Origin of the sequence: Microbacterium mcarthurae (assembly GCF_046064585.1) — a bacterium.
Taxonomy (GTDB): domain Bacteria; phylum Actinomycetota; class Actinomycetes; order Actinomycetales; family Microbacteriaceae; genus Microbacterium; species Microbacterium mcarthurae.
The window spans coordinates 20,288-43,126 of the sequence record NZ_JAROCE010000001.1; the positions used below are offsets into that span (position 1 = coordinate 20,288).

General features: G+C 69.8%; 18 protein-coding genes. 6 read left to right on the forward strand and 12 right to left on the reverse strand.

The features are described 5' to 3' along the window. Positions 1–63: 63 nt before the first annotated feature. The 5 genes from gap to P5G46_RS00110 all read left to right on the forward strand — a co-directional run bounded on the left by gap (position 64) and on the right by P5G46_RS00110 (position 3,792). Positions 64–1,074, forward strand: coding sequence for a type I glyceraldehyde-3-phosphate dehydrogenase (gene gap / locus P5G46_RS00090; protein ID WP_239276806.1), 1,011 nt, complete (start codon positions 64–66; stop codon positions 1,072–1,074). A 6-nt stretch (positions 1,075–1,080) separates the two neighbouring features. Then, on the forward strand, positions 1,081–2,295 hold the full coding sequence (locus P5G46_RS00095; RefSeq protein ID WP_408904692.1) for a phosphoglycerate kinase: 1,215 nt from the start codon (positions 1,081–1,083) through the stop codon (positions 2,293–2,295). Then, complete coding sequence (gene tpiA, locus P5G46_RS00100; RefSeq protein ID WP_408904693.1) at positions 2,286–3,074, forward strand: triose-phosphate isomerase; 789 nt, start codon at positions 2,286–2,288, stop codon at positions 3,072–3,074. Before P5G46_RS00095 ends, tpiA begins: the two co-directional genes overlap by 10 nt. A 114-nt stretch (positions 3,075–3,188) precedes the next feature. Next, positions 3,189–3,437: a preprotein translocase subunit SecG gene (secG, locus tag P5G46_RS00105; RefSeq protein WP_239276809.1), complete on the forward strand. Its 249-nt coding sequence runs from the start codon at positions 3,189–3,191 to the stop codon at positions 3,435–3,437. A gap of 1 nt (position 3,438) precedes the next feature. Beyond that, a complete protein-coding gene (locus tag P5G46_RS00110; protein WP_063257886.1) occupies positions 3,439–3,792 on the forward strand; it encodes an RNA polymerase-binding protein RbpA in 354 nt (117 codons plus the stop codon). Positions 3,793–3,847: 55 nt separating this feature from the next. On the opposite strand, the gene P5G46_RS00115 is transcribed toward P5G46_RS00110, so the two are convergent. The 5 genes from P5G46_RS00115 to P5G46_RS00135 are packed head-to-tail and all read right to left on the reverse strand — an operon-like array spanning position 3,848 to position 10,269. Further along, positions 3,848–4,588 carry a hypothetical protein gene (locus P5G46_RS00115; protein WP_408904694.1) on the reverse strand — a complete coding sequence of 247 codons (741 nt, stop codon included), beginning with the start codon at positions 4,586–4,588 and terminating at the stop codon, positions 3,848–3,850. Beyond that, entirely contained in the window at positions 4,585–6,033 is a 1,449-nt protein-coding gene (locus P5G46_RS00120) for a polysaccharide deacetylase family protein (RefSeq protein WP_408904695.1), read from the reverse strand. The genes P5G46_RS00115 and P5G46_RS00120 overlap by 4 nt, the downstream gene beginning before the upstream one ends. 41 nt (positions 6,034–6,074) lie before the next feature. Further along, positions 6,075–7,880 carry a glutamine--fructose-6-phosphate transaminase (isomerizing) gene (gene glmS, locus P5G46_RS00125; RefSeq protein WP_239276812.1) on the reverse strand — a complete coding sequence of 602 codons (1,806 nt, stop codon included), beginning with the start codon at positions 7,878–7,880 and terminating at the stop codon, positions 6,075–6,077. Then, entirely contained in the window at positions 7,880–8,944 is a 1,065-nt protein-coding gene (locus P5G46_RS00130) for an NAD-dependent epimerase/dehydratase family protein (RefSeq protein WP_408904696.1), read from the reverse strand. The genes glmS and P5G46_RS00130 overlap by 1 nt, the downstream gene beginning before the upstream one ends. Next, entirely contained in the window at positions 8,941–10,269 is a 1,329-nt protein-coding gene (locus tag P5G46_RS00135; protein WP_408904697.1) for a nucleotide sugar dehydrogenase, read from the reverse strand. Before P5G46_RS00135 ends, P5G46_RS00130 begins: the two co-directional genes overlap by 4 nt. 292 nt (positions 10,270–10,561) lie before the next feature. On the opposite strand from P5G46_RS00135, the gene P5G46_RS00140 reads away from it, so the two are divergent. Then, entirely contained in the window at positions 10,562–11,941 is a 1,380-nt protein-coding gene (locus tag P5G46_RS00140) for a glycosyltransferase family 2 protein (protein WP_408904698.1), read from the forward strand. Here P5G46_RS00140 and P5G46_RS00145 read toward each other — a convergent pair. From P5G46_RS00145 to tkt, 7 genes are all read right to left on the reverse strand, one after another. Further along, a complete protein-coding gene (locus P5G46_RS00145) occupies positions 11,889–14,417 on the reverse strand; it encodes a helix-turn-helix transcriptional regulator (RefSeq protein WP_239276816.1) in 2,529 nt (842 codons plus the stop codon). The genes P5G46_RS00140 and P5G46_RS00145 overlap by 53 nt on opposite strands. A gap of 178 nt (positions 14,418–14,595) precedes the next feature. After that, positions 14,596–15,387 carry a 6-phosphogluconolactonase gene (pgl, locus tag P5G46_RS00150; protein ID WP_239276817.1) on the reverse strand — a complete coding sequence of 264 codons (792 nt, stop codon included), beginning with the start codon at positions 15,385–15,387 and terminating at the stop codon, positions 14,596–14,598. Continuing rightward, a complete protein-coding gene (locus tag P5G46_RS00155; RefSeq protein ID WP_239276818.1) occupies positions 15,384–16,331 on the reverse strand; it encodes a glucose-6-phosphate dehydrogenase assembly protein OpcA in 948 nt (315 codons plus the stop codon). The genes pgl and P5G46_RS00155 overlap by 4 nt, the downstream gene beginning before the upstream one ends. Further along, positions 16,328–17,878, reverse strand: a complete 1,551-nt coding sequence (zwf, locus tag P5G46_RS00160; RefSeq protein ID WP_239276819.1) for a glucose-6-phosphate dehydrogenase — start codon at positions 17,876–17,878, stop codon at positions 16,328–16,330. The genes P5G46_RS00155 and zwf overlap by 4 nt, the downstream gene beginning before the upstream one ends. Before the next feature lie 3 nt (positions 17,879–17,881). Next, a complete protein-coding gene (locus P5G46_RS00165; protein ID WP_408904699.1) occupies positions 17,882–19,507 on the reverse strand; it encodes a glucose-6-phosphate isomerase in 1,626 nt (541 codons plus the stop codon). Then, complete coding sequence (tal, locus tag P5G46_RS00170) at positions 19,504–20,625, reverse strand: transaldolase (protein WP_239276821.1); 1,122 nt, start codon at positions 20,623–20,625, stop codon at positions 19,504–19,506. The genes P5G46_RS00165 and tal overlap by 4 nt, the downstream gene beginning before the upstream one ends. Before the next feature lie 21 nt (positions 20,626–20,646). After that, the gene (gene tkt / locus P5G46_RS00175; RefSeq protein WP_239276839.1) at positions 20,647–22,743 is read right to left on the reverse strand and encodes a transketolase; all 2,097 of its coding nucleotides are present in this window, start codon (positions 22,741–22,743) and stop codon (positions 20,647–20,649) included. Positions 22,744–22,839: the final 96 nt, after the last annotated feature.

Consider the following 22,839-nt stretch of genomic DNA (forward strand, 5'->3'; position numbering starts at 1 on the left):
TTGTCCGCCAGCGAACATCGCAATCACGCGCTTCTCGCGCACAACTGATTCAGGAGATATTCCGTGACCGTCAAGATCGGAATCAACGGCTTCGGCCGAATCGGACGCAACTACCTCCGCGCGGCTCTCGCGCAGGGTGCAGACCTCGAAATCGTGGCGGTGAACGACCTCACCGACAACAAGACCCTGGCCCACCTCCTCAAGTACGACTCCGTCGGGGGTGTGCTCGCCGAGGAGGTCTCGTACACCGAAGACTCCATCACCGTTGGCGACAAGACCATCAAGGTCTTCGAAGAGCGTGACCCCGCGAACCTCCCCTGGGGCGAGCTCGGCGTCGACATCGTCATCGAGTCGACCGGTCGCTTCACCAAGGCCGAGGACGCCAAGAAGCACGTCGCCGGCGGCGCCAAGAAGGTCCTCATCTCGGCTCCCGCCACGGGCGACGACGCCACGATCGTCATGGGCGTGAACGAAGAGACGTACAACCCCGAGACCGACGTCATCATCTCGAACGCGTCGTGCACCACGAACTGCCTGGCTCCGCTGGCCAAGGTGTTCAACGACGCCTTCGGCATCGAGCGCGGCTTCATGATGACCGCTCACGCGTACACCGCCGACCAGAACCTCCAGGACGGCCCCCACGGCGACCTCCGCCGCGCACGCGGTGCGGCGATCAACATCGTCCCCGCCTCCACCGGTGCCGCGAAGGCCATCGGCCTGGTCCTGCCCGAACTCAACGGCAAGCTCAGTGGTTCGTCGTACCGCGTTCCGGTTCCCACCGGCTCGATCGTCGACCTCACGATCGTCACGCCCACCGAGGGCCTGACCGCCGACCAGATCAACGAGGCGTACAAGAAGGCCGCCGCCGAGGGGCGCCTCAACGGCATCCTGCAGTACACCGAGGACCCGATCGTCTCGAGCGACATCCAGGGCAACCCGCACTCCTCGATCTTCGACGCCGAGCTGACCAACGTCTCCGGCAACCTGGTGAAGGTCTCGGCGTGGTACGACAACGAGTGGGGCTACTCCAACCGCCTCGTCGACCTGACCGAGTACGTCGCCGAGCGTCTCTGATCGCTCATGGCTCTGCGCACCCTCGAATCGCTGGGGTCGCTCGCCGGCACGCGCGTCATCGTCCGTTGTGACCTGAACGTCCCCCTGAAGGACGGCGTCATCACGGACGATGGCCGCGTGCGCGCGTCGTTGCCGACTCTCAACGCCCTGATCAACGCCGGCGCGCGCGTCGTCGTCTGCTCGCACCTCGGGCGCCCCGACGGGGCGCCCGACCCGAAGTACTCCCTCGAGCCGGTCGCGCAGCGCCTGTCCGAGCTGCTCGGGCAGCCGGTCGCGTTCGCTCGCGACACCGTGGGCGAGTCCGCGCGCGAGGCCGTCGCGTCGCTCGAGAACGGCGAGGTCGCTGTCATCGAGAACCTGCGGTTCAACGCCGGGGAGACCTCGAAGGACGAGACCGAGCGACAGGCGTTCGCCCGTCAGCTCGCCGAGCTGGGCGACGCGCTCGTGTCGGACGGCTTCGGCGTCGTCCACCGCAAGCAGGCGAGCGTCTACGATCTCGCGCAGATCGTGCCGTCGGCCGCCGGACTCCTCATCCAGAAGGAGCTCGAGGTCCTCGACCGCCTGACCGAGAACCCGGAGCGCCCCTACACGGTCGTGCTCGGGGGATCCAAGGTCAGCGACAAGCTGGGCGTCATCGAGCACCTCTTGCCGCGCGTGGACAAGCTCCTCGTCGGTGGCGGCATGATGTTCACCTTCCTCGCCGCCGAGGGCAACAAGGTCGGATCGAGCCTGCTCGAACAGGATCAGATCGACACCGTGAAGGGCTACCTCGCCTCGGCGAAGGAGCGCGGCGTCGAGATCGTCCTGCCCGTGGATGCCGTCGTCGCGGCGTCGTTCTCGGCCGATGCCGAGCACGTCGTGGCGGATGCCGTCGGGCTGGAGGACACACCCTTCGGTGCGTCCGGGCTGGGTCTGGACATCGGTCCGCGCACGGCGGACCTGTTCGCCGAGGCGATTCGCGACTCCCGCACCGTGTTCTGGAACGGCCCGATGGGCGTGTTCGAGATGGCCGCCTTCGCCGCGGGCACGAAGACCGTCGCCCAGGCTCTGACCGAGGTCGACGGCCTGAGCGTCGTCGGCGGCGGGGACTCCGCGGCCGCCGTGCGCCAGCTCGGCTTCGCGGACGAGGCGTTCGGTCACATCTCCACCGGCGGCGGTGCCAGCCTGGAGTTCCTCGAAGGCAAGAAGCTCCCCGGACTGGAGGTCCTCGGATGGCAGTGAACAGAACCCCCCTCATCGCCGGCAACTGGAAGATGAACCTCGACCACCTGCAGGCGGTCGCGTTCGTCCAGAAGCTGCACTGGACGCTGAAGGAGGCGAAGCACGAGAGCGAGTCCGTCGAGGTCGCGGTCTTCCCGCCCTTCACCGACCTGCGCACCGTGCAGACGCTGCTCGACGCGGACAAGATCGACTTCGCCCTCGGTGGTCAGGACCTCTCGGCCCACGACTCCGGTGCGTACACGGGCGAGATCTCCGGCCAGTTCCTCGCCAAGCTCGACGCGCGCTACGTCATCATCGGACACTCCGAGCGCCGTCAGTTCCACCACGAGAGCGACGAGGTCGTGGCGGCGAAGACGCAGGCGGCTCTCCGTCACGGTCTCGTCCCCGTGATCTGCGTCGGCGAGACCTCGGAGGACCTCGAGAAGTTCGGAGCCAGCGCGGTCCCCGTGGGGCAGCTCGAGGTCGCCCTGGAGGGCGTGGCATCCGATGCCGACATCGTCGTGGCGTACGAGCCGGTCTGGGCCATCGGCTCCGGACAGGCCGCGACTCCCGATCAGGCACAAGAGGTGTGCGCGAAGCTCCGTGCCGTCGTCGCCGACAAGCTCGGCGCCGACGCGGCGGCGCGCACGCGCATCCTCTACGGCGGATCGGTGAAGTCGGGCAACATCGCCGGGTTCATGCGTGAGCCCGACGTGGATGGTGCGCTCGTGGGTGGCGCGAGCCTCGTCGTGCACGAGTTCGCGGCGATCATCCGCTACCAGAAGCACGTCGGCGTCTGACCGAACCGAATGCCCGCGGCCGCGCGCCGCGGGCATTCGTGTGTCCGGCGCGGCTCCCCGTATACACTTGACGCTTGTGCGGTCGTCCCGTCCGCTCGCGAAAGGCTTTCGACAGTGCAGATTCTCGAGTTCGTCCTGCAGGTTTTCCTGGGCGTGACCAGCCTCCTGCTGACCCTGCTCATCCTGCTCCACAAAGGACGCGGTGGCGGCCTCTCCGACATGTTCGGCGGTGGCATGAGCTCGGCACTCGGCTCGTCGGGCCTGGCCGAACGCAACCTCAACCGATTCACGATCGTGCTGGCGCTGGTGTGGTTCGTCACCATCGTCGGGCTCGGTCTCCTCACCAAGTTCGCGGAGCTCTGACATGGCCACTGGCGGCAACGCCATCCGCGGCACGCGCGTCGGCGCGGGCCCGATGGGAGAACAGGACCACGGCTTCCACGCCGATCGCGTCGCGGTGTCGTACTGGGACGCTCTCGGGAACGAAACCGTCCGCTACTTCGCGGCCGGCATCCCCGACGACGAGATCCCCGAGACGATCGACTCGCCGCACTCGGGTCTTCCCGCGGGCCGCGACAAGAACAACCCGCCGGCGCTGGCCAAGACCGAGCCGTACAAGACGCACCTCGCCTATGTGAAAGAGCGGCGAACCGACGAGGAAGCCGCCTCGCTCCTCGACGACGCGCTGCAGCAGCTGCGCGAGCGTCGGGGTCAGTAGCAGAACCGAACGGAAGGGCCGGATGCCATGGCATCCGGCCCTTCCGCGCTCTCGGTCACTGCACGGGACTGTCGGTGACGATCCTCTTCCACGGACCGTCGGGGACGTCCTCGTCATCGATGAAGGCCCAGTCGACGCGATCGTCCTGACCGTCGAGGTCGGTGAACCCGAGGCAGCCGTTCAGGGCGGGGGAGACGTCCAGGCCCGCCCCGTTGTACCGCGTGTTGTCGGGGCGGCGGTCGTCGTCGCCGAAGACGTAGGCGGCGTCGCGGTACTCGCCCGGGCCGGCATCCTGGATCTGACCGAAACACACGCGACCCTCGCGGTGCAGGATCACCCAGCGGTTCTTCATCAGGCTGACGGAGCGGTCGTCGACGTCGTCGATGTAGCCGGGCTCGTCGGCCCAGGGGATGACGTCGCCCCGATGGGCGAAACCCTTGTCGTCGTTGACGTCGTCGTAGGGCAGGTCGAGGTAGAACGGATTCTGCCGGGGTGTCATGCGGGTCGGGAAGAAGCCATTGACCGCGGTGCGCGGCTCCGTCCGGCACTCTTCGTCGACGACGACGCCGTCGCATCCGCCATAGGACTCCAGCCACATCGAATCGTAGGCGGACACGCGTTGACTGCCGTCGGGCGCTGCCGGGTCGAAGACTTCACCGACCCAGAACGTCGTCGCGACGATGCGCGTGTGCCAGGGGTATCCGGTGTCGGGGAGGTCGATCGGCGTGGGGGCGCACGCGACCGCACCGACGGCGACGAGCACCCCGAGGGCGCCCGCCGCCGTCCGGCGTGTCATTCGGTGACGTCGCTCTCGGTCGGGCGGAAGACCTCGACCGGTCCCTGCGGCGGCGCCGCCGCGTCCGGGGCGACCCGGGTGACGCTCAGGTCGGGGGAGAGCGGTGGCGCCCCGGAGCTGTCGTACAGCGCGAGGTCGTCGGTGCGCAATGTCCCGTTACCGAAGATCGTCAGCGCGAAGCTGATCCCGTTGTAGCCCTCGGGGATGACCGGTGTCGTCCAGTCGGCCTCCGTCCATTCCGTGGCCGCGGCGTACCACGGGCTCGACGTCCAGTACGACCAGGCTCCCGAGGTCGACCGGAGGTACACCGCGAACTGCGTCACGCCGCTGGCGAGATACCACTCCCTGAGGGTGTAGGTCTTGCCCGGCGTCACGGTCGGCGAGCACTGACCGAGGTCGAACTGCGGCAGCAGCTTCGCGTCCCCGTCGACGTAGCCGGTCATCGCGATGCCGCTCGAGATGACGCCCGTGTGTGCCGGCGACCCCGTCTCGAACGCCGGAGTGTTGGTTCCCCACCCTCCGCGCATCCAGCAGTCGGGGGCTCCGACCTCCATGCTGGGGTTCACGATGCCGTTCGTGGCCCCGGTGGGAGCGGGAACCGCCGGTCCATCGACGAGGGGTTTCGCCGTGCCGCCGATGACATCGCCGATCGTGCGGACCACGGTCCCCGTGGCTTGACGGGCCTTGAGCCAGGTCACGAACTGGGAGAACACCGTCGGGGTGACGGCGAGGTCGCTGCAGGCATCGGCGCACACGTCGTGGAACGTGTACTGCACCCACCCGCCGCCGTTGCTCTCGGCGTTCAGGACGCCCTGCTTGAGGTCGTCGAGGGTCCAGCTCGCGTCCACCTGGTCCAGTGCGCGGAGCGCGAACCGGGCGGCCGGCCGCGTGGATTCCGCGTAGGAGCATTCGGGGCATCCGAACCGGCTGCGGATGTCGCCGAGCAGCCGTCCGCTCCTGTAGCCGCAGTCGGCCACCGCCTTCTCGACCTCGGGGGTGCTGGAGGCGAATGGGTAGGCGAAGCTGCGGACGGTGAACCCCCAGGACGCGAGGTTCTTCCGATCCGTGCAGATCTGCCTCTTGGCCTCATCGACGCTCACCTGCGCCAGATCGGGGTGATTCACGGTGTGGCCGCCGATCTCGTGGCCCGCGCGCGCGAGCGTCGTGAGATTGGCGCGCGTCATGTGGCCGGTCGCGCCGACGAAACCGGAGGGGATGTAAAAGGTGGCCTTCATGCCGTTCGACTTCAGCGCGGGGAGGACGCTCATCTGGTTGGCGTTGCCGTCGTCGAAGGTGAGGCTGACCACCGTGCGGGTGGCGGCCTGCGCCGGAGGGGGAACGGCGGCGACGACACCGCCGAGACTGACCGCGGCGGCGGCGACGACGGCGAGGGCGCCGAGCACGGCCGGTCGTCGCCGCGGCGGCGAGGGAGATCGACGAAGCATGCGGAGTGCCTTTCTCGAAAGGGGGTATCGCGTTTCCGGGGTCAGGAGACGGTCACCGATTTGGCGAGGTTGCGGGGCTTGTCCACATCGCGATGGAGCCGGAGGGCCAGCTCGCGAGCGAACATCTGCAGCGGGACCACGGTTTCCAACGGGCCCCAGGAAGGACCGCGGCGTGGCAGATGCAACGGCATCCCTCCCACGCGGAGGGTCCGCTCGCCGATCCGGAGCACGCGACCCCCGCGTGCCCGCACCTCGGCGATGTCGACGTCGAGTCGAGGGTCGCCGTCGTCGACGACGAACACCGGCGTCCCGGCATCCACGAGCGCGAGCGGTCCGTGCTTCAGTTCGCCCGCGGGCTGGTGCTCGGCCCACCGATACGACAGTTCCTTGAGCTTGAGAGCGCCCTCGGCGGCGTACACGAGTCCCGACCCGCGCCCCAGAAACAGGAAACCGGATGCCGTGGCGAGGTCGGCGGCGAGTCGCTTGGCGCGGTTGTGCCATGCATCGAGGGCGGCCGAGAGCGTCTCGGGGATCGCTCCGAGCGCCAGCAGATCGGCGTCGAAAGCGGCGACGTCGCGGCGCGCCGAGACCGCTAGCCCCGACAGGGCCACGCAGGCTCCCGTGACGATCTGCGCGACGAAGGTCTTCGTCGCGGCGACGCCGATCTCGGGACCGGCGAGGCAATCGATGACGGCATGCGCGCGGCGTGCGAGCGACGACGACGGATTGTTGGTGAGCGCGAGAACCGTACCGCGGTCCGCGGGGACGGTGTCGAGCGCGCGCAAGACGTCGGCGGTCTCTCCCGACTGGCTCAGCGCGACGACGAGCGTGCGTGGCTCCCACACTTCGTGGGCTGCCTCGCTCGCGGTGACGGCGCGGGTCGGCATGTGCCCCAGGCGCTCGAACACGCCCGCCACGGCACGTCCCGCGTGCAAGGAGGTGCCGCAGCCGAGCACCGCGATCCGATCGATCCGATCCAGCGGCGGCAGCCCCAGACCACGCCACAGCGTTCCCCCGTCGATGCCGGGGGAGAGGATGTCGAGCACGCGCTGAGCCACCGCGGGCTGCTCGTCGATCTCGTTGCCCATGTGGTCGTGGTGCCGGCCGACGCTCGCCAGGAGAGCGGTCTCGGGAACCGGCCACAGTCCGCGCGGTCGACAGCTTCCTCCCGGACGGTGCCAGCGGGTCCCCTCGTCGCCGATCTCGACGATGTCGTCGTCTTCGAGGACGCGGAAGGTGCCGACGAACGGCGCGACAGCGCCCACGTCGCTGGCGAAGTAGACCCCGTCCGCGGCCTCCGCGAGGACGAGCGGCGACGCGTGCGCCGTGCCGGCGAGATCGCCCGTCCGGGTATCGAGCGCGACGATCGCCCAGGACCCCTCGAGTTGTGCGGTCGCGTCCGCGAGCGCGTCGCCGAGTCCTCGTCCGTGCGCCGCCTCTTCCTCGAGAAGATGCACGATGACCTCGGTGTCGACGTCGGTCGCCATGCGGTGGCCCGCCGCGATCAGGCGGGCACGGAGGACGTCGGCGTTTTCGATGATGCCGTTGTGCACGACGAACAGCCGCCCCCCGCAGTCCTCGAGCGGGTGCGCGTTGCGTTCGCTCACGTCGCCGTGCGTGGCCCACCGGGTGTGCCCGATCGCCGCGGTCGTGGCATCCGTCGCGCCCTCGTCGAGAGCGGTCGCGAGCGCCGCCACCCCCGCGAGGGTCCGGGCGTGCAACGCGGTGCCGTCGGGGCGCCGGGCGGCGATCCCGGCCGAGTCGTACCCGCGGTACTCGAGGCGCTCGAGGGCAGTCCGCGCGTGCCCGGCCGCGGCGGGTCCTCGGAAGGCGGTGATGCCGCACATCACAGCACCCCCTGGAAGGCTCGTGCGCCCGCGAGCGGCATCGCGTCCGAACCGAGACGCTCCCGCGCCAGCAGATCGGCGGCGACACGCAGGATCGTCGTGGTCAGCGGCGTCTGGGGTTCGTAGCCGACGAGCTCGTACGCCTTGGTGTTGTCGGGGACCCGTCGGCGCATGTCCTCAAAACCCGGGGCGTAGGCCTGCGCGTAGGGGACGAGCTCGATCTCGCTGCGGCTGTCGAGCGTGCGGATGATCTCGTTCGCGAGGTCGAGGATCGAGATCTCTCTCGCGCCACCGAGGTTGAAGGCTTCCCCCCGCGCGCGGGCGTCTTCCTGAATGCGCACCATCGCGGGCACGACGTCCTCGACGGCCGAGAAGCAACGGGTCTGCAGGCCGTCGCCGAACACGGTCAGCGGGCGGCCCCGCAGCGCTTGACCCACCAGGTTAGGGAACACCATGCCGTATCGGCCCGTCTGTCGCGGACCGACGGTGTTGAACAGGCGGACGATCGCGACGTCGAGCCCCTCCTGGTCGCAGTAGGCCTTTGCGAACGCCTCGTCGATGCCTTTCGCTCCCGCATAGGTCCACCGCGACAGCAGCGGGTCGCCGAGGACCCGGTCGGAGTCCTCACGCAACCGATCGGCCGTGTTCTTGCCGTACACCTCGCTCGTGCTGACCAGTAACACCGCCGCCTGATGTTCGATCGCCGCTGTGAGCACGTTCTCCGTGCCGTGGATGTTGATCCGCAGGCCGCGCAACGGCTGCTCGACGATGAGCTTGACCCCGACCGCGGCGGCGAGATGGAACACACGGTCGCACCCCTCCATCGCGGTGCCCACCGTCTTGGAGTTCAGGATCGACCCGTGGATCATCTCCAAACGCGGATTGTCCGCGACACCCGCGAGGTTGCGAGCCGAGCCCGTGGACAGGTCGTCGAGGACGACGACCTCGTCGCCGAGGGCGAGCAGGTGTTCGACGAGGTGGCTGCCCACGAATCCGGCGCCGCCGGTGACGAGGGTCCGCATGCTCTTCCCGTCGAGCGCCGGGAAGACGGGGACGCCGCTCACAGCAGCACCCGTCCCGCGATGTCGGAGCTGCGGTAGGTGCCGTCCAGGACGACGGCCTCGCCGTCGAGCCAGCTCAGGTCGCAGTCATGGTGACGCGTGTGCACGAGCACGACGTCCGGATGGAACGCGGCGGGGTCGGGCAGCGAGTCGCGTTCCCGGCCGGAATCGAGATGGATGTGCGGGGCGTGCGTGTCGACGTACTGCACCTCCGCGCCCGCGTCGATCAGCGCGTCGATGATCTCCAGGGCCGGCGATTCGCGGAGGTCGGCGACGTCGGGCTTGTAGGTCACGCCCACGATGAGGATGCGGGTGCCGAGCGTTCCCTTCCCCGCGCGTCCCAGGAGGTCGCGGATACGGTCGACGACCCGGCGGGGGCGCGCGGCGATGCGCGTCATCGCCTCGGTGATGACCCCGGCATCCACGTGCAGGGCCTTCAGCTGCCAAAGGAGATAGTGCGGATCGCAGGGGATGCAGTGGCCTCCCACCCCCGGGCCGGGGTAGAACGCCATGAATCCGTACGGTTTCGTGCTCGCGGCCTCGATCACCTCGGTCACGGGAACGTCGAGGGCCCCGCAGATGTCGGCGAACTCGTTCGCCAGCGCGATGTTGACCGCGCGGAAGGTGTTCTCGAGGAGCTTCGTCATCTCCGCCGTGGCCAGACTCGACACCCGGTGCACGCGTGCGGCGTACCGCGAGAGGAGACGCACGCCCTCTTCCTGGCACTGCGGCGTCGCGCCGCCGACCACGCGCGGGACCTCCTCTTGCGCGAATCCGGCGTTTCCGGGGTCGATGCGTTCCGCGCTGAAGGTGACGAACACGTCCCGTCCGATCTCGAAGCCCCGCTCGCGGAGCGGCTGTTCGACGAGGTCGTGGGTGCAGCCGACATACGTGGTCGAGGTCAGCATGATGACCTGCCCGGGGCGGGCCGCGGCGACGACGGTGGCGCACGCGGCCCGCAGGGGGGCCAGATCGGGGACCTGCTGATGATCGACCGGGGTGGGCACGCACACGACGATCGCCGCGGCCCGGCTCAGTTCGCTCGCATCGCCGGTGAGGCGGAAGCTCGCCGGCTCGCGCAGGGCGGCGTCCAGCCGTGCGCGATCGGAGTCGAGGAGGTCCGCGCCCCGGGCGGCGATCGTGCGCAGACGTCGGGAAGAGGCGTCCAATGCCAGGACGCGCGACCCATTCGCCCGATACGCCAGCGCCGTGGGGAGGCCGACGTAACCGAGCCCGACGATCGCGACATCGAAGTCGAAGACCGGGGGAGACGTCGGCGGCAGGACGGGCGCGGTGAACACGTCGGCGCGGACATCGAGTGTGGACATCTTCATCCTCCAACTGCGGGGTCCGAGGGCATGACGGCAGAACGTCGCCTCCCCCGGACAGGGCGGGTGCTGCGGGTGCGGAGAGTCCGATCGGGTATCGGTGCTGATCCGCGGCCCACACTGTTCCCCTCCGCGCGCCAGGGTCAAGGAAGTCGGACCCATCCTGCGGGAACCCGCGCACCGCACTCCGGATTGCGGGGAACCGCAAGCCCGCATGCGGGCGCCGCGCGTGCCGTACGGAGGGTGGCTCGCGTAGCTTCGAGCCACGCGTGAGCCGTAAGTGGAGGATGCCATGACCGTCGCCGTCGTCGTCGCCGTGTGCACGGTCGGCGTCTCGACGCTGGTGTGGGGAACCGTGGGCCTGTGGCGTCTCGCGGCGGAGCGGCGACGGGTTCCCGGACTCCTCGTTCCCTCGATGTTCTACCGGCCCGAGGAAGTGGCGGTCCTCATCGCGGCACACAACGAGGAGCCGGTCATCGGCGACGCGGTGGCCGCCGCGCGCGGGCTCGTTCCCGCTCGCAACGTGTTCGTGGTGTCGGACGGTTCGGACGACGCCACGGTCGAGCGGTCGCGGGCCGCGGGCGCGACGACGTGGGATCTCACTCCCAACCGGGGGAAGGCCGGAGCGATCCGCGCGGGCGTCGAGCGCTTCCGTATCCCCGAGCGCTTCCCTCTTCTGCTGTTACTCGACGCCGACTCGCGGCCGCGCGCCGACTACCTGCGGACGGCGCTGCCCTTGTTCACCGATCCCGGCGTGGTCGCGGTGGCCGGTCGGGCCACGACCGCGCCCGACGCCCCGAAGACGGGGATGGGGCGCGTTCTGACGTCCTATCGGGAACGCACGTACCTGTGCACGCAGTATCTGCACAAGTTCGGTCAGGCGGCGCCCGCCGCCGACGCCGTCGCGATCGTTCCGGGCTTCGCGAGCCTGTACCGCACCGATGTCCTGGACCGCATCGACATCGACGCACCCGGACTGTCGATCGAGGACTTCAACATGACCTTCGAGGTGCACGCGAAGCGCCTTGGACGAATCGCCTTCCACCCGGAGCACGCGGTGGCCGAGACACAGGACCCCGCCGTCCTTCGCGACTACTCCGCGCAGATGCGGCGATGGAGCCTCGGCTTCTGGCAGACCGTGCGTCGGCACGGTGTGCACCGCGGTCTGTTCTGGACATCGGTTGGTCTGTTCGCCGCCGAGACGGTCATCGCCAGCGTCGTCCTGGCGGCCGTCGTCCCCGTCCTCGTGCTCGCGGCGATCGCTGCCGTGGGCGCGGGCGTCCTTCCTACCGATGCGGCGCGGGTGTCGGCGGACATCGCCGCCGCGGTGCCGGTCCTCCCGATCATCGTCGGACTCCTGCTCGTCGACACCGCGATGACGGCGTTCGCGTGCGCCGTGGGCCGTCGACGTCCGCGCCTGTACATGCTGGCGTTCCCTCTCCTCCGGCTCTGGGATGCGATGCTGTGTCTACGGGCGCTCCTGGCCGCCCTCGGGCGGCCGTCGGATGGGAAGTGGAAGAGTCCTGACCGCCGTCCCCGCGGGCCGTCGGAACCGGGGCTCGCCGTCTCCGTTCGGGCGGGGACGGACGATGTCGCGGAGATCTCCGCCGGCGCGCAGGTCACGCGGTCGCGGCTCCGTGCAGATACGCCACGAGCTGCGCACGCGAACTGACCCCCAGGGCCCGATAGATCCGGGTCAGACGGAGCTCCACCGAGCGCAGCGAGATGAACAGTGCCGCCGCGATCTCGCGGTTGCGCAGCCCGCGCTCGACGAGCGCGATGATCTCCTGCTCGTCGCGCGACAGGGCGGTTCCGATGTCCGACCGAAGCGGGGCCGGGCGCACCGTGGTCCCCTCGACGCGCGGCACACACCGCTCCCACGAGGACCGCAAGCGCAGCCGCTCATACGGTGCGTCGTCCGTTCGATACACCGCCTCCGCGTCACGGAACGCCGCGTCCCCGTCGCGGTCGGAGCTGCACACCGCCCGGCTGCGGGCGATCGCGAGGGTCGTCCACCGGCGCTCTCGCCGCGCGCCGGCGTGCTCGAGACGCTCCATCTCCCGGCGCGCGTCCCCACGACGCCCGCTGAGCCAGAGGGCTTCGATGAGGTCGGCGTCCGTCCGGAGCACGGCCGGGTCGTCGCGCGGCGCGGCGTCCCGCGCGGCCCGAAGCGCGGTGACCGCATCGTCGTAGCGGCCGTCCGTCAACGCCAGCGCGCCCTCGATGGCGGCGAAATGCGCGAGGAGGGCGGGGGTCCCCTCCCGGCGGCACTGGTCGCGCCCCCTCCGCACCAGATCTGCGGCGAAGGGATCGGCCGGGTCGATCGACGCGGCCTGGGCGAGGAGCAGGGTCGTCGTGGCATCCGGCTCCCGCCCGGGCAACCATTCCTGGCGCCATGCCGTGACCGCCTCGCGAGCGCCGACGGGGTCGCCCGCGCGCACCTCCGCGGTGACGAGCAAGCGAAGCAGCCGGTCGCGCCACATCGGGGCCGGGCGCGGATTCCGGACGAGGAGGGCCCTGAGCTCGCGGCGGACGGCCGGGTACTCTTCCCGCAGCAGGCGCGCAGCGATGGAGAGTGTCGCGTGCTCGATCGGAGTGTCGACATCAACGCTCGGGGCGGCGACGTCCCGGCCGGTGTGGCGGACCGGGACCGGGATGCCGGCGAGGTCCAGGAGCTCCACCAGCAATCGCGTCTCCGCACCCGCGACGCCGCGATCCACGGCGGCGACGATGCGTTCCACGGCGGGAGCGACTTCGCCGAGCGAGAGGTGCAGGCGTGCGCTCTCACACAGCAGCCGCTCGATCGCGGCGGGGTCGTCACCGGCGGAAGAGCAGGCCACGAGCGCGTCGTCGACGACGTGGTCCACCGTGGTGCCGGCTCGCATCGCCGCGGTCGCCGCGCGCACGCGCACGTCCGGGTCGAGGCGTCCTCCCGCACGACGCAGGTAGTGCTGTCCGAGCAGGTCGTGGCTCTGCAACACCAGCGCGTCCCCCAGCTCGACCAGTGCCCGTTGCCGGGGCGTCTCCTCGAGCTCACCGGAAAGTGCCCGCTCGGCGAACTCGATCGCCACGGGGATCTCGCCGTCCCGAGCGAACCGGACTGCGGCGCCGAGCAGATGCCGCCGATCGCCCGAGGGGGAGAGAAAGCTCTCGTGCCACTTGCGAACCGACAGGGCGTCGCCTTCGTGATCGTCCGCGGCGCGAGCGTGCAGACGTCGACGTTCCTCGGGGGACAGCGCGGCATGATGCCGGAGGCGCAGGGCCGGGTCGGTCATTCGGGCGTACTCGCCATGCGCCGAGACGACACCGGCGTCGATGAGCTCGTCGATGTCGAAGCCGATCTCGGCCGCCGCTGTGGAGAGACGGTCGTACGCGTAGATGGGTCCCACGGACAGGAGATCCAGAAGCGCAGACGACCGCGGATCGCGGGTGGGGCGGGCCACCCGAGGGCGTCGACGGGTGGGATCGTCCACGACGCGCAGAGGGAGGGGAAGCGCGTCCTCCCCAGTGGCCTCGCCCGATGTCAGGCGCACGTGGGACAGAACGCACGGATCGCCCCCGGTGAACGCGGCGACGATGTGCAGCACGGCGGATGCCGTCCCCGGGCCGATGGTGGCGCGGGCCAATTCCACGGATTCGTCGAACGAGAGGCGTTCGATGCGCGTGTGCGTCATCCCGGCGAAGTCGTGCCGCCCCTCCATCGTGCGCACCGTCGCGACGACACTCACGCCCGTGCCCCGAAGCCGACCGAAGACGAAGGACAGCACCGTCAGACTCGAGCTGTCCATCTCGTCCAGATCGTCGATCACCAGGACCCCCGGTTCGTCGGTGACGAGATGCAGTGTCCGGCTCAGTTCCTCGGCGAGCATGTGCTCGGGCCAATCACGCCCGCGCGCGAGCACGCTGTCCAGCGCGGCACCGCGACGGCCGCCGAGCGCCGCCGCGACGGCGGACAGGCCCGACAGCGGCCACATGCGTTCGCTCGGACTGACGGAGAGGACGGTCGTGTCGTGCTTCCGGGCGATCTCGCGCGCGAGCGCGGACTTCCCGATCCCCGTTTCGCCCGTCAATAGGCAGGCGGACCCGACGCGCGACGCGATGATCGCGTCGGCGAGGTGCACTTCTCGCTCACGACCGATGAACGGCATCCGAACGCTCCCAACTGCGTCGGCCGACGGCGCAGCGGGCGAGTCGCCGCTCCGTCCTGGATGCCCCCAGGGTGAAACTGTAGAGCCGCACTCGGGTGAAAAACAAGAGATTTTCGTCCGGGCAAGCGAAAGAGGGCCGGATGCCACGCATCCAGCCCTCGGGAACGGAAATCGTCCGTCAGTACTCGCGGTCGATCAGCTGCGGCGGCACCTGATCGGCGGCCGCCTCGTCGACGAAGAACGCCGTGCGACGCCGCCCCTTGGCCCCCGCCGCGGGGACGCTCTGATAGCTCGCTCCGGCGAGGGCGAGACCCAGAGCCGCGGCCTTGTCGGCGCCGGCGATCACCATCCACACGCGCTTGGACGAGTTGATGACGGGACGCGTCAGGGAAATGCGCTCCGGCGGAGGCTTGGGCGAATCGCGCACCGGCACGGTGGCGCGGTCGGTGACGGAGATCTCCGGCCTGTCGGGGAACAGCGAGGCGATGTGCGCGTCGGGTCCGACCCCGAGGAAGCAGATGTCGAACGACGGCCAGGGACCCGTCTCGCTGCGGTCCGACGGGGCGAACTGCGCCAGCTCGTCGGCGTATGCGATCGCCGCCGCATCCAGGTCGAGGCCGTCATCGGTCGACGCGACGGTGTGGATGTTCGCCGCCGGGATGTCCAGACCGTCCAGTAGGGCGGCACGCGCCTGACGGTCGTTGCGGTCGTCGGAGTCGCGTGCGACGAAGCGCTCGTCGCCGAACCAGAAGTGCACCAACGACCAGTCGATCTCGGACGCCCGCGGGTCGCGCGCGGCGGAGCGAAGTACAGCGCCGCCCATCGTGCCGCCCGTTAGGCAGATGTGCATACGCTTGCCCTCGGCGACCCGCTTGACGATGCGATTGACGAAGCGCGTCGCCACGTAGTCGGCGAGGGTCTCGGCATCCCGCTTGATGATGACGCGCTTCGCGGAGCCGTTTTCCGTCATCGCTCGCTCCGCTCGTCGAGGGTGTGCAGCAGTTCGGTGCACTGGGTCAGCACACGGCCGTAGAGCACGTCCGGGTCGAGGCGACGCAGCTCTTCGGCGAGGCACTCGCGCAGAGTGCGACGCGGGAAGTCCAGCTCGTGCGTCGGCTGTCCGGGCTGGGTGAGGATGGCCACGCCCGGCGTCGGCCGCTCGAGAAGCGTGTCGCCGCTGGCCCGGGTCAGCCGCACGGACTTGATCCCGCTCGACCATTCCTCCGAGGGCAGGTAGCTGTAGTCGACGGGGGCCTGAAGCTTGAGTCCGAGCCAGGCCGCCAGAAGTGCCGTGGACGGAGAGTCGCTCGAGCCGGACACCGTGATCGCGGTCACCGGCTCGTACGGCGGCTGGTCGAGCACCGCGGCCAGCTGCTCGCGCCACCGTGTCACCCGGGTCCACGCGAAGTCGGTGTCGCCGGGCGCGTAGTGTTCGCCGAGGTGCGCGACCCACGCGGTGGGATCGGCCTGGGACGAGGCATCCGTGATCCGACGCTGCGCGATACGGCCGATCGCCGACAGCGACGGGTCGGTCGGGGCCTCGGCCGGCCACCACGCGACCACCGGCGCGTCGGGAAGGAGGAGCCCGGTGACCAGGCTCTCGGCGTTCGAGGCGGCGGCACCGTGCGCGCGCAGCACGATCACCTCGCTCGCCCCGGCGTCGCCGCCCACACGGATCTGCCCGTCGAGGCGGGGTTCTTCGTCCTCGTCACCGAACAGGACGGCGATCACGCGCATCGGGTGCTCGCGCGACGCGTCGTTCGCCGCCTCGATGACCTCTTCTTCGGCTCCGTGTCGGGTGACGATGATGAGGGTCAGCACGCGGCCCAGAGCGACGGCACCGCCCTCCTCACGGACGCTGACGAGCTTCTTCGAGATCGCGCTGACGGTGGTGTCGGGCAGGTCGATGATCACGGGCGCCTCCACGTGCGGCCATCGCGGGCGAGGAGTTCATCGGCGGATGCCGGTCCCCACGACCCGGGCGAATACTGTTCGAGCGGCCCGCCCTGGGCGGCCCAGAACTCCTCGATCGGGTCGAGGATCTTCCAGCTGAGCTCGACCTCTTCGTGCCGCGGGAAGAGCGGCGGATCGCCGAGCAGCACGTCGAGGATGAGTCGTTCGTAGGCTTCCGGGCTCGCTTCGGTGAAGGCGTGCCCGTAGCCGAAGTCCATCGTCACGTCGCGCACCTGCGTGCCGTCGCCGGGAACCTTGGAGCCGAACCGGATCGTCACGCCCTCGTCGGGCTGGACACGGATGACGAGCGCGTTCTGTCCCAGTTCTTCGGTTTGGCTGCGCGAGAACAGCTGCTGAGGGGCGCGCTTGAACACCACGGCCACCTCGGTGACGCGGCGGCCCAGACGCTTGCCGCTGCGGACGTAGAACGGAACACCCGACCAGCGACGCGTGTTGATCTCGAGCTTGATCGCGGCGTACGTCTCGGTGACCGACTGCGGGTTCATGCCGTCTTCCTCGAGGAAGCCGAGCACCTTCTCGCCGCCCTGCCACCCGCCGGCGTACTGCCCGCGAGCGGTCGCCTCGGCGAGGTTCTCCGGCAGGCGCACCGCCGCGAGGACCTTCTCCTTCTCCGCGCGCAGGTCGGCCGCGTTGAAGCTGATCGGTTCCTCCATCGCGGTGAGGGCGAGCAGCTGCAGCAGGTGGTTCTGAATGACGTCGCGTGCGGCGCCGATCCCGTCGTAGTAGCCGGCGCGACCGCCGACGCCGATGTCCTCGGCCATCGTGATCTGCACGTGGTCGACGTAGTTGCGGTTCCAGATCGGCTCGTACAGCTCGTTGGCGAAGCGCAGCGCGAGGATGTTCTGGACGGTTTCCTTGCCGAGGTAGTGGTCGATCCGGAAGATCGAGTCGGCGGGGAAAGCGCTCTCGACGACCTGGTTCAGCTCGCGGGCCGAGGCGAGATCGTGGCCGAAGGGCTTCTCGATCACGACGCGGCGCCAGCCCGTGGTGTCGTCCGCCCGCTCGCCCACCAGACCGGAAGCCTTGAGCTGCGTCGTGACGAGCGGAAAGGCCTTCGGGGGGATGGACAGGTAGTAGGCGTGGTTGCCCATCGTGCCGCGTTCGACATCGAGCTTGTCGACGGTCTCGCGCAGACGGCGGAACGCCTCGGGGTCGTCGAACTCGCCCTGGACGAAGCGGATGCCTTCCAGCAGCTCCTGCCAGGTCTCCTCGCGGAACTCGGTGCGCGCGTACTGCTTCACCGACTCGTGCACGACCTTCGCGAAATCCTGGTCCTCCCAATCCCGCCGCGCGAAGCCGACGAGGGCGAAGCCGGGCGGGAGGAGCCCGCGATTGGCCAGGTCGTACACGGCGGGCATGAGCTTCTTGCGCGACAGGTCGCCCGTGACGCCGAAGATGACCAGCGCGCTGGGGCCCGCGATGCGGTTCAGACGGCGATCGTCGGGATCGCGGAGGGGATTGTGACCGGGTGAGATCTCTACGACCATGCTTTACTGCGCCGCCTCGAAGAGTGAGAGCACCTCGACCTGCGGGTCGGTGAGCGTGAGGGTGACGACGGGGCGGCCGTGGCCGTCCGACAGCACGCTCGCGTCGCCCGCGGCCTGTGCGTGGATGAGCTGACCGAACGTGAACGGATGACCGGGGATCTCCAGGTCGACCTCGGTCCGCTCGGTGATCTGCAGGAAGACGCCGTTGGCGGGTCCGCCCTTGTGGTACTGGCCCGTGGAATGGAGGAATCGCGGTCCCCACCCGAACGTGGTCGGGCGGCCGGAGTCGGCCGCCACGAGTTCGCGCAGGCCCGCCAGCTGCGGCAGGTCGTTCCGGTTCACGTACGCCTGGATGCTGACGTAGCCGTCCGCGGGCACGGACGCCCACAGCGCATCGAGCACGCCGGCGAGCGTGCCCCCGGATGCCAGGGCCGGGTCCGACACGCGGACCTCGACGCCGTCGAGGACCAACGCAGGTTCGGTCGGCGCGGGGCGCGCGGCCAGGAGCGTCCGTGCGGCGACCTTGGCCGCTTCGACATCGGGCTGATCGAACGGGTCGATCCCGAGGAGTCGCCCCGCGATGGCGGTGGCGTACTCCCACACGACGAACTGAGCCCCCAGCGAGCCGCTGACGAGCACCTCGCCCTCGTGGCGTTCGAACAGGTGGAAGGCGTCGGCGTGGTCGACGAAGCGCACGACCTGGAGGTCTGCGGGCTTCGTCTCGAGTTCGGGCGAGACCGGGAGGAGGACGACGGGAAGGATGCCCGTGCCGTCCTTGCCGGTCGACTCGGCGATCAGCTGCTCGATCCAGTCCGGGAGACCGGGGAGGTGACTGCCGTCGGTGACGAGCCCGAGCTTGTCGCGACGCTGTGCGCCCCCGCCGGCGATGGCCGCCGCGAGCACGAGCGCCGGGTTCTCGGGGGAGTCGATCGCGACCTCGAGCAGCGTGGCATCCGCTTCGTCGAGCAGGTCGTCGATGTCGACGCCCGCGAGACCCGCGGGCACCAGGCCGAACGCGGTCAGCGCCGAGTAGCGGCCGCCCACGGTGGGGTCTGCGGTGAAGACGCGGTAGCCGTCCGCGCGGGCCGACTGCTCGAGGGGAGACCCGGGGTCGGTGACCACGACGATCCGCTCCGCGGGGTCGATGCCGACGTCGCGGAAGGCGGTCTCGAACGCGCGCTTGGCCGCATCCGTCTCGATCGTGGAACCGGACTTGCTCGAGACCACCAGGACCGTCTCTCGCAGACCACCGGACTCGGCGTCGCCGTCGATGGCGGCGAGCACCTGGCCGGGGGCGGTCGAGTCGAGGATGACGAGGGGAACCCCCGCCGACTGCGCGATGACCTCGGGCGCGAGCGACGAGCCGCCCATGCCGGCCAGCACGACCCGGGTCACGCCCTGCGCGACGTACGCGTCGCGCAGGGCGGTGATCTCGGGCACGAGCGGGCGCGAGACGGAGACCGCCTGCACCCACCCGAGTCGCCGGGACGCCTCGTCCTCCGCCGCAGGACCCCACAGCGTGGCATCCTGGGCGGTGATCCCCAAAGCGACGAGCGACTCGATCAGCTCGGGCAGTTCCGCGTCGACGACCGCCTTGACGTGGCCGCTGACCTTGACGGCGAAGGTCACTTCGCGGCCTGGGCGCTTCCGGCCTCGAGCGCCGTGGCGACCGTCTGCTGAAGCTCGTGCCACGAGGCGATGAACTTCTCGACGCCTTCGTCCTCGAGCGCCTGGGTGGCCGCGGCGAAGTCCACGCCGGCCGCCGCGAGCTGGTCGAAGACCTCGTGTGCATCGGCGTAGGCGCCGGTGATCGTGTCACCGGTGATCACGCCGTGATCAAAGGTGGCTTCGAGCGTCTTCTCGGGCATGGTGTTGACCGTGCCCGGCGCGACGAGCTCCGTGACGTACAGCGTGTCGGGCAGAGCGGGGTCCTTGACGCCGGTCGAGGCCCACAGTGGGCGCTGGACGGTGGCGCCGGCGGCGAGAAGCTCCTTCGCGCGGTCCTCGGCGAACTTCTGCTCATAGAGCTCGTACGCCAGGCGCGCGTTGGCAAGGCCCGCCTTGCCCTTGAGCGCGGCGGCCTCGTCGGTGCCGATCGCGGCGAGGCGCTTGTCGACCTCGGTGTCCACGCGCGAGACGAAGAACGAGGCGACCGACTGCAGGGTGGCGATGTCGTGGCCCGCCTCCCGCGCCTTCTCCACGCCGGCGAGGTAGGCGTCGATGACCTCGGCGTAGCGCTCGAGGCTGAAGATCAGCGTGACGTTCACCGAGATCCCGGCACCGATGACCTCGGTGATGGCGGGCAGGCCCGCCTTGGTCGCGGGAATCTTGATGAGGACGTTCGGACGATCGACGCGCGCGGCGAGATCCTTGGCCTGTGCGATCGTGCCCTCGGTGTCGTGGGCGAGGTCGGGGGAGACCTCGATCGACACGCGGCCGTCGACGCCCCCGGTGGCCTCGAACACCGGCAGGAAGATGTCGCACGCGTCGCGCACGTCGTCGGTGGTGATCGAGAAGATCGCCTCGTCGACGCCGGCGCCGTGGCCGGCCAGTTCCTGGACCTGACCTTCGTAGGCCTCGCCCTTCGACAGCGCGCCGGCGAAGATGGTCGGGTTCGTCGTCACACCGGAGACGTTGCGCTTCTCGATGAGTTCGGCGAGGTTGCCCGACTGGATGCGCTGACGCGACAGGTCGTCGAGCCAGATGCTGACGCCCTGAGCGGACAGCTGTTCGGTGGGAGTGCTCATGATCGTTGTTCTCTCCTGGACTTACTTCGCGGCGGCGATCGACTCGCGCGCGGCCGACACCACGGCCTCGGCGGTGATGCCGAACTTCTGGAACAGGGTCTTGTAGTCGGCCGAGGCGCCGAAGTGGTCGATCGCGACCGAGCGGCCGGCGTCGCCCACGATGCCCTGCCAGGTCAAGGCCGAACCGGCCTCGACCGACACACGGGCCTTGACCGAGGCGGGCAGCACCGACTCGCGGTACGCCTCGTCCTGCTCGGCGAACCACTCCAGCGACGGTGCCGACACGACGCGCGCGTGCACGCCCTCGGCGGCGAGGGTCTCGCGAGCCTGGACGGCCAGCTGGACCTCCGAGCCCGTGGCGATGAGGATGACGTCCGGCTCGCCGTTCGCGGCCTCGGCGAGCACGTACGCCCCCTTGACCGCGTGGGCGGCCGAGGCGAACTCGTCGCCCGAGGCCTCGCCCTCACCGCGGGGGAACACCGGGATGTTCTGGCGGGTCAGGGCGATTCCGGCGGGTCCGGCGGTGCGGCGCAGCATCTCGAGCCACACGACCGAGGTTTCGTTGGCATCCGCGGGGCGGACCACGGCCAGGTTCGGGATGGCGCGCAGGCTCGCCAGCTGCTCGATCGGCTGGTGCGTCGGGCCGTCCTCGCCGAGGGCGACCGAGTCGTGCGTCCAGACGAAGATCGTCGGGATGTTCATCAGCGCGGCCAGGCGCACCGGCGGGCGCATGTAGTCGCTGAAGATGAGGAACGTGCCGCCGAACGGGCGGGTCGGGCCGTGCAGGACGATGCCGTTGAGGATCGCCCCCATCGCGTGCTCACGGATGCCGAAGTGCAGCACGCGGCCGTAGGGGTCGCCCGACCACTCGTGCGTCGACCAGGACTCGGGGATGAAGGACTTGGCATCCTTGATCGTGGTCAGGTTCGACTCGGCCAGATCGGCCGAACCGCCCCAGAGCTCGGGGAGCTCGGCGGCCAGCGCGTTGATCACGGCACCGGAGGCGGCGCGCGTCGACACATCCTTGCCGGCCTCGAAGGCGGGGAGCGCATCGGCGATGTCGGCCGGGAGTTCACGCGCCTGCAGGCGATCCCACAGCTGCTTGCGCTCCGGGTTCTTCGCGGCCCACGCGTCGAACTTCTCCTGCCAGGCGGCCTTCTCGGCCTCGCCGCGCTCGACCAGCTGGCGGGTGTGGGCGAGCACGTCGTCGGCGACGGCGAAGTGCTGCTCGGGGTCGAAGCCGAGGACCTCCTTGGTCGCGCGCAGCTCGTCGGCCCCGAGAGCCGAGCCGTGGATCTTGCCGGAGTTCTGCTTGCCGGGGGAGGGCCACCCGATGATCGTCTTGAGGATGATCAGCGAGGGCTTGCTCGTCTCTCCCTTGGCGGCCTCGATCGCGGCGTTCAGCTCGGCGACGTCTTCGACGTACTGGCCGGTCTTCTTCCAGTCGACCGTCTGGACGTGCCAGCCGTACGACTCGTAGCGCTTCTGCACGTCCTCGGTGAAGGCGACGTTGGTGTCGTCTTCGATCGAGATCTGGTTCGAGTCGTAGATCGCGATGAGGTTGCCGAGCTCCTGGTGACCCGCCAGCGAGGATGCCTCGCTGGTGACACCCTCCTGGAGGTCGCCGTCGCCCGCGATGACGTAGACGTAGTGGTCGAAGGGGCTTTCGCCGGCGGGGGACTCGGGGTCGAAGAGACCCCGCTCATAGCGGGCCGCGTAGGCGAAACCGACGGACGACGCGAGCCCCTGGCCGAGCGGCCCGGTGGTGATCTCGACGCCGTCGGTGTGGCCGAACTCGGGGTGGCCGGGGGTGAGGGAGCCCCACGTCCGCAGGGCTTGCAGATCCTTCAGCTCGAGACCGAAGCCGCCGAGGTAGAGCTGCACGTACTGAGTGAGCGAGGAGTGCCCCGCCGAGAGGATGAAGCGGTCGCGGCCCGGCCAGTGGGTGTCGGCCGGGTCATGGCGGAGGACCCGCTGGTACAGAAGGTAGGCGGCCGGTGCGAGCGACATCGCGGTGCCGGGGTGTCCGTTGCCCACCTTCTCGACAGCGTCTGCCGCCAGAATGCGAGCGGTGTCCACCGCGCGCCGATCGATCTCGTCCCATTCGAAGTCCGACAACACGGTGCCTTTCTCGATCTTGTGCGCCCGGGTCACGATCCGACGCCGCACGCCTCGCCGTCGGAGCGAGAGTGGGGTGGGGTGGTCGGCGCGGGG

Coding starts and splice junctions, on each gene's coding strand:
- zwf (WP_239276819.1), bottom strand. CDS start 17,878: ATGGTCGTAGAGATCTCACCCGGTCACAATCCCCTCCGCGATCCCGAC.
- P5G46_RS00120 (WP_408904695.1), bottom strand. CDS start 6,033: ATGCTTCGTCGATCTCCCTCGCCGCCGCGGCGACGACCGGCCGTGCTC.
- pgl (WP_239276817.1), bottom strand. CDS start 15,387: ATGACGGAAAACGGCTCCGCGAAGCGCGTCATCATCAAGCGGGATGCC.
- tal (WP_239276821.1), bottom strand. CDS start 20,625: ATGAGCACTCCCACCGAACAGCTGTCCGCTCAGGGCGTCAGCATCTGG.
- P5G46_RS00095 (WP_408904692.1), top strand. CDS start 1,081: ATGGCTCTGCGCACCCTCGAATCGCTGGGGTCGCTCGCCGGCACGCGC.
- P5G46_RS00115 (WP_408904694.1), bottom strand. CDS start 4,588: ATGACACGCCGGACGGCGGCGGGCGCCCTCGGGGTGCTCGTCGCCGTC.
- tpiA (WP_408904693.1), top strand. CDS start 2,286: ATGGCAGTGAACAGAACCCCCCTCATCGCCGGCAACTGGAAGATGAAC.
- P5G46_RS00135 (WP_408904697.1), bottom strand. CDS start 10,269: ATGTCCACACTCGATGTCCGCGCCGACGTGTTCACCGCGCCCGTCCTG.
- P5G46_RS00140 (WP_408904698.1), top strand. CDS start 10,562: ATGACCGTCGCCGTCGTCGTCGCCGTGTGCACGGTCGGCGTCTCGACG.
- P5G46_RS00110 (WP_063257886.1), top strand. CDS start 3,439: ATGGCCACTGGCGGCAACGCCATCCGCGGCACGCGCGTCGGCGCGGGC.
- P5G46_RS00145 (WP_239276816.1), bottom strand. CDS start 14,417: ATGCCGTTCATCGGTCGTGAGCGAGAAGTGCACCTCGCCGACGCGATC.
- glmS (WP_239276812.1), bottom strand. CDS start 7,880: ATGTGCGGCATCACCGCCTTCCGAGGACCCGCCGCGGCCGGGCACGCG.